14 protein-coding genes are annotated in these 13,685 nt (G+C 33.4%); 3 read left to right on the plus strand and 11 right to left on the minus strand.

Annotation, left to right across the window (positions count from 1 at the left end):
* Nucleotides 1-39 precede the first annotated feature (39 nt).
* On the plus strand, nt 40-774 hold the full coding sequence (gene rlmB / locus V5J73_RS12215; protein WP_338646229.1) for a 23S rRNA (guanosine(2251)-2'-O)-methyltransferase RlmB: 735 nt from the start codon (nt 40-42) through the stop codon (nt 772-774).
* A 38-nt stretch (nt 775-812) separates the two neighbouring features.
* On the opposite strand, the gene V5J73_RS12220 is transcribed toward rlmB, so the two are convergent.
* Complete coding sequence (locus tag V5J73_RS12220) at nt 813-1,601, minus strand: rhomboid family intramembrane serine protease (RefSeq protein WP_338646231.1); 789 nt, start codon at nt 1,599-1,601, stop codon at nt 813-815.
* Nucleotides 1,602-1,788: 187 nt separating this feature from the next.
* On the opposite strand from V5J73_RS12220, the gene V5J73_RS12225 reads away from it, so the two are divergent.
* Nucleotides 1,789-3,066 (plus strand): replication-associated recombination protein A, encoded by a 1,278-nt coding sequence (locus V5J73_RS12225; RefSeq protein ID WP_338646233.1) that lies wholly within the window; start codon nt 1,789-1,791, stop codon nt 3,064-3,066.
* Between the two features lie 74 nt (nt 3,067-3,140).
* Here the strand turns inward: V5J73_RS12225 and V5J73_RS12230 are convergent, their stop codons facing one another.
* The 10 genes from V5J73_RS12230 to hpt all read right to left on the minus strand — a co-directional run bounded on the left by V5J73_RS12230 (nt 3,141) and on the right by hpt (nt 11,686).
* Nucleotides 3,141-3,887, minus strand: a complete 747-nt coding sequence (locus tag V5J73_RS12230; RefSeq protein WP_338646234.1) for a hypothetical protein — start codon at nt 3,885-3,887, stop codon at nt 3,141-3,143.
* A 2-nt stretch (nt 3,888-3,889) separates the two neighbouring features.
* A complete protein-coding gene (locus V5J73_RS12235) occupies nt 3,890-4,579 on the minus strand; it encodes a YjjG family noncanonical pyrimidine nucleotidase (protein ID WP_338646236.1) in 690 nt (229 codons plus the stop codon).
* An 8-nt stretch (nt 4,580-4,587) separates the two neighbouring features.
* Entirely contained in the window at nt 4,588-5,283 is a 696-nt protein-coding gene (radC, locus tag V5J73_RS12240) for a RadC family protein (RefSeq protein ID WP_338646238.1), read from the minus strand.
* Nucleotides 5,284-5,295: 12 nt separating this feature from the next.
* Nucleotides 5,296-5,754 (minus strand): GNAT family N-acetyltransferase, encoded by a 459-nt coding sequence (locus V5J73_RS12245; protein ID WP_338646239.1) that lies wholly within the window; start codon nt 5,752-5,754, stop codon nt 5,296-5,298.
* Between the two features lie 7 nt (nt 5,755-5,761).
* Nucleotides 5,762-7,117, minus strand: a complete 1,356-nt coding sequence (locus V5J73_RS12250) for a UDP-N-acetylmuramate--L-alanine ligase (RefSeq protein ID WP_338646240.1) — start codon at nt 7,115-7,117, stop codon at nt 5,762-5,764.
* 44 nt (nt 7,118-7,161) lie between these two features.
* On the minus strand, nt 7,162-7,863 hold the full coding sequence (locus V5J73_RS12255; protein WP_338646241.1) for a tetratricopeptide repeat protein: 702 nt from the start codon (nt 7,861-7,863) through the stop codon (nt 7,162-7,164).
* Nucleotides 7,864-7,990: 127 nt separating this feature from the next.
* Nucleotides 7,991-8,992 carry a GTPase ObgE gene (obgE, locus tag V5J73_RS12260; protein ID WP_099713458.1) on the minus strand — a complete coding sequence of 334 codons (1,002 nt, stop codon included), beginning with the start codon at nt 8,990-8,992 and terminating at the stop codon, nt 7,991-7,993.
* 87 nt (nt 8,993-9,079) lie between these two features.
* A complete protein-coding gene (locus V5J73_RS12265) occupies nt 9,080-10,300 on the minus strand; it encodes a hemolysin family protein (protein WP_338646242.1) in 1,221 nt (406 codons plus the stop codon).
* A 267-nt stretch (nt 10,301-10,567) separates the two neighbouring features.
* Nucleotides 10,568-11,140 (minus strand): adenylate kinase, encoded by a 573-nt coding sequence (locus V5J73_RS12270; RefSeq protein WP_338646243.1) that lies wholly within the window; start codon nt 11,138-11,140, stop codon nt 10,568-10,570.
* A gap of 15 nt (nt 11,141-11,155) precedes the next feature.
* Nucleotides 11,156-11,686, minus strand: a complete 531-nt coding sequence (gene hpt / locus V5J73_RS12275; protein WP_338646244.1) for a hypoxanthine phosphoribosyltransferase — start codon at nt 11,684-11,686, stop codon at nt 11,156-11,158.
* 257 nt (nt 11,687-11,943) lie between these two features.
* On the opposite strand from hpt, the gene V5J73_RS12280 reads away from it, so the two are divergent.
* Nucleotides 11,944-13,596, plus strand: a complete 1,653-nt coding sequence (locus V5J73_RS12280) for a DUF1800 family protein (RefSeq protein WP_338646245.1) — start codon at nt 11,944-11,946, stop codon at nt 13,594-13,596.
* Nucleotides 13,597-13,685: the final 89 nt, after the last annotated feature.

Raw genomic sequence — 13,685 nt, forward strand, 5'->3', positions numbered from 1 at the left:
CCCATTTTTTGGGGTGGTTTTTTTTTATATCTTTGCACCATGGAAAAAGAACATCAAATATTTGGGATTAGAGCGATAATCGAAGCAATACAAGCGGGTGCAACTGTAGACAAAGTCTATATTCAAAAGGAAGCTAGTAGCGAACTAATGAAAGACTTGATGAAAGTGATGAAGCGTGGCAACATTAACTTTTCTTATGTTCCCGTTGAAAAACTAAATAGATTGACACCGAATAACCATCAAGGTGCCGTAGCGACTATATCCCCTATTTCATTTTTCGATTTAGAATCACTAATTGAATCGGTGCAAGAAAACGGAAAAAAACCATTGTTCTTAATTTTAGATCAAATATCTGATGCACGTAATTTTGGTGCTATCATCAGAACTGCGGAGTGTACTGGCGTTAATGGCATAATCGTTCAAAAAGCGGGTTCAGCCCCAGTGAATGGTGATACAGTAAAAACATCTGCCGGAGCAGTTTTCAACATTCCAATTTGTAAAGTAGAACACATCAAGGACGCCATTTTTCTTTTACAAGCAAGCGGTATTAAAACCGTAGCTGCAACCGAAAAAACAGATCAGAATATTTATGATATCTCTTTAAACGAACCCGTTGCAATCATTATGGGATCTGAAGATCGAGGTGTGAACCCATCAGTTTTAAAAATAGTAGACGAAAAAGCTAAACTTCCTATGTTTGGAACTATCGGATCATTGAATGTATCGGTAGCTTGCGGTGCTTTCTTATACGAAGCGGTAAGACAACGATCATAAGGTTTTAATATATTCTTTATAATAATACTTAAAAGGAATCAAGACTTAGGTTTTGATTCCTTTTTTTCATTTCTAATAATATGATAATTTACAGGATAATTGGAAGTATAATATGACAACAATTCCAGTTGTTCTTCTATTTCTTCGATTTCTGGTAGGTTGACAAAATTTCCACTTTCATCAAAACGCTGCATAAATTTATCTTCAGAAGGATCAAAATCAGGATGTTCCCAATCGTATTTTAGTATTTTCTTGTACTCTGGCGTTTTATAAACTAACGAAAGAAAGAATCCCGTAAGTAATCCTCCCAAATGACCTTCCCAAGAAATTGATTTATTTCCGGTTATCTCAGGACTTGGAAAAACATACCAAACTAAGCCACCATAAACAACTATGACTGCAAGTGATAAGGCCACTAGTCTATTGTATTTAGTTTGTATCCCTTTAAAAAAAACGAAACTAAATAGTACATAAATAAGTCCACTTGCTCCAATGTGGTAATTGTCTCTACCAATAATCCAAGTGATACACCCAGAAAATAAAATTCCATACACAACAACCTTTAGCGATTGTTCTGCATAAAAAAATTGTAAAGCAGCCAATAAAATCAACAGCGGAATAGAATTATTATAAAGATGCTCTATGTCAGCATGAATGAATGGACTAAACAAAACACCTTGTAAACCAGAAAGAGTTCTCGGATAAATACCATTTTCGACAAAATCAAAATCAAATCGGATTTCGAGCCAAAAAATAAACCACAGGAATACCACAAAAAAAAGTGGCAACCCAATAACTGAATTGGTAAATTTAAAATGCTTTTCCATGAATAACGAGAAGTTTTATATTCTGGTTTTAATTCAAAAACTTATCCAAAAGCAATTTAATGCTATTTTGTCATAAAGGTTAATTCGTTAATTTGATTATTCGTTAAATCGGCAACTAGATTATGACTAAATTTGTAATCGGAAATTTATCGAATCAACGAATAACCAAATTACCGGTTAAACAAAAATGGAAGCACCACTTGCAGAACGCATACGACCACAAAAATTAGAAGACTACATAAGTCAATCCCACCTTGTAGGACCAAATGGATCATTGACGCAACAAATTGCAAAAGGAATCATCCCTTCATTAATATTTTGGGGACCACCGGGAACTGGAAAAACTACATTGGCACAAATTATTGCACAAGAATCAAAACGTCCCTTTTATATTTTGAGCGCCATCAATTCTGGTGTAAAAGATATTCGTGATGTGATTGAAAAAGCGAAGCAAAGCGGTGGTTTGTTTACCGCTAAAAATCCTATTTTATTTATTGATGAGATTCACCGTTTTAGCAAATCACAACAAGATTCTTTGCTGGCAGCAGTAGAAAAAGGTTGGATAACACTTATTGGCGCCACTACAGAAAACCCGAGTTTTGAAGTGATTCCTGCATTACTTTCCCGTTGTCAGGTTTATATTTTGAATGCTTTTACCAAAAAAGATTTAGAGTCTTTGCTGGAACGCGCCATGAAAACAGACGCTTATTTATCTACAAAAAATATTGTTTTAAGCGAAACAGAAGCATTACTGAGACTTTCCGGTGGCGATGGACGAAAGCTATTAAATATTTTTGAACTTGTCGTAAATGCGTCTAATGAAGACGAAATTATAATTACAAATGATCGTGTTTTTGCCTTGGTCCAACAAAATACCGTTTTGTATGACAAAACCGGCGAGCAACATTATGACATTGTTTCTGCTTTTATAAAATCAATTCGGGGAAGTGATCCAAATGGTGCTGTATATTGGCTCGCCCGAATGATTGAAGGTGGTGAAGACGTAAAATTTATTGCTCGAAGAATGCTTATTCTGAGTAGTGAAGACATAGGAAATGCAAATCCAACTGCTTTTATTATGGCTAATAATACTTTTCAGGCCGTGGCTACAATTGGATATCCAGAAAGTAGAATTATATTGAGCCAATGTGCCGTTTATTTAGCAACTTCTCCAAAGAGTAATGCTTCATACTTAGCTATTGGGAGCGCTCAACAAATAGTAAAACAAACTGGAGATTTACCGGTACCTATTCACTTACGCAATGCACCAACGAAATTAATGAAAGAATTAGGCTATGGTGAAGAATACAAATATTCACACGATTACAACAACAATTTTACTGAACAAGAATTTTTACCTGAGGCATTAAGCAAAACTCCAATTTATGTTCCTGGAAACAATTCCAGAGAAAATAGCATCCGGGAATTTCTTAAAAACCGTTGGAAAGATAAATACGGATATTAAATTTCATAAAAAAATGTCTTGATTTCTCGAGACATTTTTTTATGAAACTATTTTTAGCAACAGATTTCTGAAGCCTAAAACTTGACAGCTACTTTTTCAGACATTAATTTATCGTTTTGATAATATTCAAAATACCACTGATTTTCTTTTAAAATTAAAGAACCTTGTACCGAACCTTTAATGGCAATAAAGGAATTCGGTTGAGAAGTTTTTAACAACTTCATAACTACTTGTGGAGTATTATCAATCAATTGATATCCAGTAGCCGTTGCTTGTGCATATAGCAAATTAGAATCTACAATATCGCTAATTGGTTTACCCTCTGTAATAACTACTTTTTCAACCACTTTAGGAGAGGCTTGATTTTGAAGCATCATAGGTTGTGCAGGAGCCATAACACCACTATAAGTATAGTGTAGATCATAAATAGACTTGAATGCCTCGTTTAATGCTTCGGTATAAGCTAGCTTATATTCTTTCTCTTTACTTTTTCCTGTAATCGATTGGAATATTATTTTTCCATAACAATCTTTCAAGGTTATAAAAAGTTTTGTGGTCAAAAAACCATTTTCTTTTACCACATCAACATACAACAAACTACATCTTTCATTATATTCAGAGGATAAAGTTTCACTAGCATAAAACGAAACAAAACCAGCCTTGTTTAAGTTAAACTTTGTTAATGTATTTAAACGGAATTGATTCTCCCCATTAAGAAAATCATATTTCAAAGGAATTATTACTGCTTTGTAATCGTTAACAGATTGGGAATAAGAACAACCAACGACCAATAACAACAATACTAAGAATTGCTTTTTCATATCTATAAATATTTTTTTAGTTCTAATAAATGATTAATTTGTTTAATATTTTGTTCTATATGTATTTTACTTTCATTAAAAAAAATAGCGTCTAATCCAGCATTAAGTGCCCCCTGAACATCAGCCTCAAAACTATCCCCAATCATTATACTATTTTCTTTTTTAGCTTTGGCCAAATCTAAAGCATAATCAAAAATAATAGGATTCGGTTTTTTGACTCCGGCCATTTCAGAGTTAGTAACCGTTTGAAAATAACTCCCAATATTAGAATTATTTATTTTTTTATACTGAACCTCTGCAAAACCATTTGTGATTATATGAAGATTATATTTTTGATTCAAATATTCTAAAACCTCAAAAGTCCCATCAAAAAGATGATTGTTTTCGGGTAAAAAACGAATATAATCATTTGCAATAACATCTATTTCTTCATCAGAAATATAATAATCAAGTGCATCGAAAGAATGTTTTAACCTGTTGTAGCGTAATTCCTCATGCGTAATTTTATCATATTGATATAACTTCCAACATTCTTGGTTTATTGGAACATATTTTTCAATAAAGGATTTAGTTTCTACTGATGGATGATTTTTATTGAAAATAGTCTCAAATGTCAACTCTGAATTTTTATCAAAATCCCAAAGTGTATGATCTAAATCAAAGAAAACATCAGTTATTATAGTATGTTTCATTTTATGTTTTAAAATATTCCCTCATCAACAAAACTAAAATAGTTCTTTTCAGTAACAATCAAATGATCTAATACTTTTATTTCCAAACTATCGCCTGCTAATTTTAATTTCTTTGTAATTTGTTTATCTGCTTCACTTGGAATCAAAGTCCCCGACGGATGATTGTGACACAAGATTAGTCCTGTTGCACCCATTTCAAGTGCAGTTTTAAAAACGAGGCGAACATCAACCAGTGTTCCGGTTATACCACCTTTACTTAACTGGGATTTCGAAATGACCTTATTAGAGTTATTCAAATATATAATCCAAAATTCCTCATGTGGCAATTCGCCGATAATGGGCTGTATGATTTCGAAAATTATTTTGCTGGATGTGACTTTCTTTAATTCCACAGCTCCTTCCGCCCTTCTTCTTCTTCCCAATTCTAAAGCAGCAATAATCGAAATAGCCTTTGCCTCTCCTATTCCTTTAAAACTCATTAATTGCGAAAGTGATACTTTTCCTAATGCGTTCAAATTAGTATCTACACTCGCCAAAATCCTTTTACTTAAGTCCACTGCTGATTCATTTCTACTTCCTGAACCAATCAAAATTGCTATTAATTCCGCATCGCTCAAGACACTTTTGCCTTTGAGCATCAGCTTTTCGCGCGGCTTATCGTCTTCGGACCAATTCGTAATAGGAAAAAAGGAATTCTCAGCCATTTATTTTGTTGTTTAAATTGGTTTCCGCATGCAAATACTATTTTCTAAACCTACATAAGGCTCGTAATTATCAACTATACTATATCCCGTTTTTTGATATAATGCAATGGCTTCCTTTTGTTTGTATAACGTTTCCAAAACAGAAAACGAATATCCTAAATCTTGTGCCCAAAGTTCTAATTCACGCAAAATAGTTTGGGCTAAACCCATTCCTCTTGCTTCGGGTGAAACAAACATACGCTTTATTTCAATTGTATTTTTATCGTATTTTTTAAAACAACCACAAGCTACGGGTTTATTTTCTGAATAAAGAACAATAACATTTGGATTCAACTCGATGATATTATTACCCCAATAATCCGATTTCAATTCCGGATAACGCTCCCATAAACTTTCATCCAAAGCGGCAATCAAATTGACAAAATCTGGGTTTTCACTTGTAGTCGTAACAATTCTAATTTTGTCTTTCATACCACTTTTACTTTACCAATTCCTTTACTTCTTCAAAGTTTAATCCGCCGTAATTACCCGAACTCATCAACAACAAAGCCGAATTTTCAAGATTTAAGTTGAACAAATAGTCCTTGAAATCTTTTGGATTGGTATAAATAATTAAATCTTCACGGTTAAAAGATTTAGCAATCTGTTCGTAAGTAACTTCTTCAAGCTGTTTGATTTTTACTGCATCAGGTGAATAAAAAACTACGGCTTTATCAGCATATTCTAGTGCGCCTTCGTACTCTTTTAAAAATTCTGCATTCAAACTGCTGTAGGTATGTAATTCTAAACAAGCTATTAAAGTTCGGTTTGGATATTGTTCTTTCACTGCTTTTGTAGTGGCAGACACTTTGCTTGGCGAATGGGCAAAATCTTTATATGCAACTTTGTTTTTGCTTTCGGCAATTTTCTCCAATCTTTTTGATGCACCTTTAAAACTAGCTATTGCTTCATAAAAATCAGCTTCATCAACACCCATGTTTTGACAAATCCATTTGGCTCCAGCTAAATTATTCAGGTTATGCGCTCCAAAAACTTCAATTGGCATATCGCCTTCAGGAGTTTCCAGCAGGGTAACACCGTCATTAACAGCGTATTTTGGAGTATGATATGCTAATTTTCGAATTGGATTCGTAGCAGCTTCCGCAACACGTTTTACTTCAGAGTCATCTTCGTTGTAAACCAATATTCCGCCATTTGTAATTTTATCAATAAAAATTTCGAACTGTTCTACGTAATTCTCATACGTTGGAAAAACATTGATATGATCCCAAGCAATCCCTGAAATCAAAGCGATATTAGGTTGATACAAATGAAATTTTGGTCTTCTGTCTATTGGCGAAGACAAATATTCATCTCCTTCTAAAACTATAAAATCATTTTCCTCCGTAAGATGCACCATCGTATCGAAGCCTTCCAGTTGTGCGCCAACCATGTAATCTACAGCTATATCATGGTAATGCATCACATGTAAAATCATTGAAGTAATGGTAGTTTTCCCATGAGAACCGCCAATCACTACCCGTGTTTTATTTTTGGATTGTTCGTAAAGAAATTCAGGATAAGAATATATTTTCAATCCTAATTCTTGTGCTTTCAGTAATTCTGGATTATCAGCCTTAGCATGCATTCCAAGAATAACTGCTTCAACAGCTGACGTTATTTTTTCAGGAAACCAGCCCAATTCTGACGGCAAAATTCCTTTTTTATCTAATCTTGATTTTGATGGTTCAAAAATCGCATCATCACTTCCTGTAACTTGATACCCTTTGTTGTGCAGTGCTAAAGCGAGATTGTGCATCGCGCTTCCGCCGATAGCTATAAAATGTGTACGCATTCTAATTTTCAGTTTATGATTGTTTAATTCAAGAAGATATAAAATTAATCTTGAACTTTTTTATTATTATAGTTTTCTAATATTGCTTTTGCTTTTTCAGGCTCTTGCATTTTATTCTTGTATAAGCTAGCTAACTTTTGATAACTAGTCTTTGAACCACCTACAATTATAGCTTTTTTATACTGCAATTCTGCTACTTTATATCTTTTAAAATATTCCTCTATATGCCCTCTTGACAAATATCCATCCATAGGAGACAATCGCAATAATTCATTTGAATATTTAATGGCTTTAGATTCACTTCCTCCAACAATTCCTGGCAACTGAATATACAACTCAATTAACGCCCAACGGGCTTCAATATGCTTTGGATTTAGAGTGATTGCTTTTTCGAAGGAGGACTTCACTTCATCAATCATTCCAAGGGCTTTAAACTTATTTACCTCTTTAGCTTTCATTCCTAAAGCTCCACCGTATTTATAATAATAATTAGCTTCGGATGGTTTTAGTTGCTTGAGTTTTTTATAATATCCAATTGCTTTATCCCAAGATTTATTCTGTCCTGCAATGTCTCCGAGATATTCAATCGTTTTTAAATCTGATGGATTGGACTTTAAAACTGATTCAAAAGCCAACTGTGCCTGATCATATTTCTCTTCTTTGAAAAATTTTTCAGCTTTTTCATAATTGGACTGGGACCACATTATTATTGGTAGAAATAAAAGAATTAATAGTAACTGTTTCATAATTCAAAAATAAGGAAATTTATACTTGAAATTCCCTAAGTATGTGAAAGGTTTAACTATTTTTTACAAAAAAAACCGTCTCATATATCACACGAGACGGTTTTTATAATGTACTTAAAATGAAAAACTAGTCATTCAACATTTTCCATAATTTATCTTTCAATTCTGTCAAACCTTGTTGAGCCACAGAAGAAATAAACATATAAGGAACATCCTTGAAAGCAACATCCAATTCGGTTTTCAATTCTGCTTTTAACTCATCATCCAGCATATCGCATTTAGAAATTACTAGCAAACGCTCTTTGTCTAGCATTTCAGGATTGTATTTAGTCAATTCGTTTACTAAAATATCGTACTCCGCTTTGATATCTGGAGTATCAACGGGAACTAAAAATAATAAAGTCGAATTACGCTCAATATGTCTTAAAAAATAATGCCCAAGACCTTTCCCTTCAGCAGCTCCTTCAATAATTCCAGGAATATCCGCAATTACAAACGATTGAAAATCCCTGTAGGCCACAATTCCAAGATTCGGTTTTAGAGTCGTAAAAGGATAATCAGCAATTTTTGGTTTAGCCGAAGTCAGTACTGACAACAACGTTGATTTTCCTGCATTAGGAAATCCTACTAAACCTACATCAGCCAATACTTTCAATTCTAAAATCACATCCATTTCTACACCAGGCAAACCAGGTTGTGAGTATCTAGGTGTTTGATTCGTAGAACTTCTAAAGTGCCAGTTTCCTAAACCACCTTTTCCACCGCGAGATAGAATTTGTTTTTCACCATCTTCGGTGATTTCAAACAATATTTCTCCCGTTTCTTTATCTTTGACTACTGTCCCCAAAGGCACTTCAATGAATTTATCATCTCCATCGGCACCAGTGCTTCTATCTCCACTACCATCACCACCATTACCGGCTTTAATATGACGCGCAAATTTTAGGTGAAACAATGTCCAAAGACCTTTGTTTCCCACTAAATAAACATGGCCTCCACGACCACCATCACCACCATCAGGCCCACCTTTTTCAATAAATTTTTCTCTATGCAAATGCGTCGATCCTTTCCCTCCTTTTCCGGAAGAAACATATATTTTTACGTAATCTACAAAATTCCCCTCTGTCATTTTTTTTAATTTCAGATTTCAGCTTTCGGGCTTCAGATTGAAAAACTCAAACTGTTTTGCCTTTCCTGTCGTCTATTTCTATTTTAATTATTTAAGTGCTTTCACCATCACTTTATCAATCTTCACGCCATCCATATCAATGACTTCTAACTCAAATTTTTGCCAAATCAATTTTTCTCCTTGTTTTGGAATATGAGAGAGTTCTGTCATTATTAATCCACTCACCGTAGTCACCTCATAATCATTGATTAATTCATCTAATTCAAAGTACGTCAAAAAATCATGTAACGAATAATGCCCGTCAACTAACCAAGTTCCATCTTCTCTTTCAATCAACTGAAAATCATCTTTATAAAAATCAGAAGCATCACCAACCAAGGCTTCAAGAATATCATTCAACGTTATTACACCTTGAAAAACACCGTACTCATCTGATACAAACGCATAATGTATGCCTGTTTTTTTAAAATTTTCTAAAGCAACATAAGCAGTAGTTTGCTCCATCATAAAAGGAGCTTCCGTCATTATAGCTGCTAAATTGAAACTTTCATTTTCAAAATGAGCAAAAATATTTTTCAGATTAACAACCCCAACAATATCGTCATAATTTTCGCCATAAACCGGGTAAATAGAATGCAATTCCTTGAGCATAAACTCTCTAACCTGTTCTTTATCAGAATGCAAAGGTAGAAAAACAACCGATTTTCTGTGCGTCATCAAGGAGTTTATTTTTCTATCTCCAATATGAAAAACACGTTCTACAATATCTTGTTCTATTTCCTGAACTTCACCTCCTTCGGTGCCTTCCTTGATAATTGCTTTTATTTCCTCCTCTGTTACTTTTCCGTCAGCTGTGGGTTTTATTTGCAAAATATCCAATAAAAAGTCTGTTGAATGCGTTAACAACCAAATGAATGGCGCGGTAACTATCGAAACAATTTTCATAGGTAGTGCAACCGCTTTTGCAATGGCTTCTGGATGATTTAAACCGATTCTTTTAGGTAATAATTCTCCTAAAACTAAAGAGAAAAAAGTCAAAACAACAACAACTAAACCTACAGCAACTGGGTGTGCGTACGGTTTTAAAAATTCAAATCCACTTACAAAGGTTTCTACATCTACAGTTATCTTATCCCCGCTATAAATACCAGTAAGAATTCCTATTAGTGTTATTCCTATTTGTACGGTTGATAAGAATTTGTTTGGCGAATTTGCCAAATCGAGTGCAATTTTAGCGCTTTTATTTCCTTTTTTTGCTGCAGTCTCTAATCTGTTTTTTCGTGCTGAAATCAATGCGATTTCTGACATTGAGAAAACCCCATTTAATAGTATTAGAAAAAATATTATTAGTATTTCCAATTTTTTAGTTGATTCGTTTTTTGTTTAAAATCTAATTTCTGAATTTTTACTTTCTGAAATCTGCAATCTGGATTTTAGCCCAGATGGTAATGAAAAGCCCAGAGTTTAAAAAGCTGATTTTTCTTGTCAAAAAAGAGCGCCCAAAGGAAGCTCCTTTTATGGCTTAGAAAAACAGCTATTTTAACGAGGACTTGAAATGTACAGCTGGAATTGCTCCTATAAATTATCAATCACGTTGCTTACTCTTTCTGTAATTTCAGCGATTGAACCTATTCCGTTTACGGCATAAAACTTTCCTTGCTCCTCATAATAATTCATTAAAGGCGCTGTTTTTTCATTATATTCTTGGTAGCGATTTCTAATTTTTTCTTCATCTTGATCGTCAATTCTACCACTTGTTTTCCCTCTTTCCAATAGGCGTTTTACTAAAATCTCGTCATCGGCTTCTAGTGCGATTGTGGCCGCAACTTTAGAACCTATTGAAATAAGAAAAGCATCTAAAGCCTCGGCTTGTGAAATGGTCCTTGGATATCCGTCAAACAAAATCCCATTAGTATCTGGGTGCTTGTTTACCTCATCAATCAGCATTTTTGTAGTGAGTTCATCTGGCACTAAATCTCCAGCATCCATAAATACTCTTGCTTGTTTGCCTAGTTCTGTATCATTTTTTAAATTAAAACGAAATACATCACCAGTTGATATATGTGTTAATTTGTATTTTTCTTTTAAAAACTCAGCTTGAGTTCCTTTACCAGCTCCTGGTTTTCCAAATAAAACAATGTTAGTCATGTTGTTCTTGTATAGTTATTCTTTTAGTTTATATACTTCAGGTAAATTTCTTCCCAAGCCATCGTAGTCTAAGCCAAAACCCACAATAAATTTATTTGGAATTCGGATTCCAACATAGTCTATTTTAATATCTTTCTTATATGCTTCGGGTTTGAAAAAAAGTGTTGCTATTTTAAAATGTTTTACATTTTGTTTTTTGAATAATTCTTTCAGCTCTACCAATGTATTTCCGGTATCAACAATATCCTCGATTATAACTACACTACGTCCTGTCAAATCCTGATTTATACCTATTAATTGTTTCACTTCGTTTGTGGAAGAAGTTCCTTCATAGGAAGCCATTTTTATAAAAGATACTTCACATGGTTTTTTGTATAATTTCATAAAGTCCGAAACTACCATAAAAGAGCCATTCAGCACACCCACAAATACAGGTGTTTCATGAGCAAAATCAGCTTCGACTTGCGAAACCATTTTAGCAATGGCAAAATCAATTTCTTTAGCAGAAATAAACGGAACAAATTGTTTATCGTGAAGTTGTATCATTATTTTCGTGTTTAAAATAATGCGCAAAGATACAGAATTCGGATTTGACAATTGATAATTGGGCATTAATTTCTGACTAACGAATCAAACAAGTTAATTACCCAAACAATCCTTACATTTAAAATTACAAAAAAAACAAACAATATACTCAAAAACAAGTAGTTAAACGATTATTAAAATCCGTTAATCGAAAAAAAATTGTTGGAATTTTATTTATCCCTAAATTTAAGTAGTAGGATATTGAAAATCGTAAAACTATGGCTTCACTAAATCCAAATACAGCAATTTTAGGCATCAAAAACGCTAAACATTTATTGCGAAGAGCAACTTTTGTTTATACCAAGGCCCTAATAGAACAGTACTCTAAATTAACTCCCAACGAGGCTTTGCATTTATTATTGGTAGAGAGCACACTCCCTTTAAATTTGCCTTATGACTCTTTACCAACTACTGCACCAGATGGCTTTTGGACAGAATCTACTAATCTTGCCTCTTCATTTCCGAATCAATATGGCAAAGGCACAATAGTAACTGGTTGGTGGTGGTTTAATGCCATAAATACTCCTACATTAAAATTCAAACTTTCCCATTTTCTATCTACTCGATTTACAGTTATAAAAAACGAACAAGTTTTTGGATCAGCAACTGAATTTTATGATTACATCAGATTACTTTTATTTTATTCCTATGGAAATTATAAAATATTAGCAAAAAAAATAACATTAAATAACTCGATGCTTTCTTTTTTAAATAACACTTCTAATATAAAAAGTTCTCCAAATGAAAATTATGCTCGTGAATTTTTAGAGTTATTCACTATTGGAAAAGGAGCCCAAATTGCACCCGGGAACTACACCAATTACACAGAATCAGATATCGTGCAAGCTGCAAGAGTATTAACTGGTTTTAAAAGAAAGTATGAGAGATCTATAATAGATTCAGAAACTGGAATCCCAAAAGGATACAATCAATTTTCAGATCACAACACAAGCTCTAAATCATTTAGCAGTGCTTTTAATAATAAAACAATTGCATCTGCAACTGATGCAGCCTCGATGGATACTGAATTAAACAGCTATATTGACATGGTCTTTGAACAACCAGCTACTGCTAAAAACATTTGTAGAAAAATATACACTTATTTTGTGAAAAGTAACATTTCGGAAGAAGTCGAAAACGACATAATAAATCCATTAGCTCAAGACTTTTATGACAATGGATATGAAATTGTTCCCATAATTCGAAAATTATTAGAAAGTCAACATTTTTATGATTTAGATGACAGTAACGCTACCGATGAAACTATAGGTGGAATAATAAAATCACCTCTTCAACAATTGTCAGAAATATGTACCTATTTAAAAGCTTCTATTCCTGACCCTTCCTCAAATCCATCCTATTTTTATTATAATTTTTGGACTTATTTTGTCAGCAATACCTTTTTTATACGTTCCAATATGATTTTATTTGAACCCGAAAATGTTGCTGGACACGCCGCATACTACCAAGCTCCAAATTTTGACAAAACATGGATTTCATCTTCTACATTAATTGCGAAATATAGGTTAGGAGAATCACTGCTCGATGGCATTAACAGAATAAGCGGTAATAGTAACATTATAACTAAAATAAACATATCGGCAGTTATAAAAAATGATGGTATCATATCAAATCCTTCGAACCCTTTTACATTAACTTCTGAACTATGCAACGCACTTTTCGCTCAGGAACCGGACACAGATCGTATTAACTACTTTATGAATTCGTTCCTCCTGCAAGGTCTTACTAATTATTACTGGACTGAAGCCTGGAATAATTTTATTAGTACCAATAATAGTTCAGTAGTCGAATCTCGATTAAAGCTATTAGTAACCAAAATATTAAGAGCTCCCGAATCTCAAATGTTTTAATTTTATTTCCAAATTATGTTTATCGGCACGATATTAAGAGACCCCAAATCTCGGATGTTTTAGTATTATTTCAATAATTAATAACAAAA

Origin of the sequence: Flavobacterium sp. KS-LB2 (genome assembly GCF_036895565.1) — a bacterium.
In the GTDB taxonomy this organism is placed as follows: Bacteria; Bacteroidota; Bacteroidia; order Flavobacteriales; family Flavobacteriaceae; genus Flavobacterium.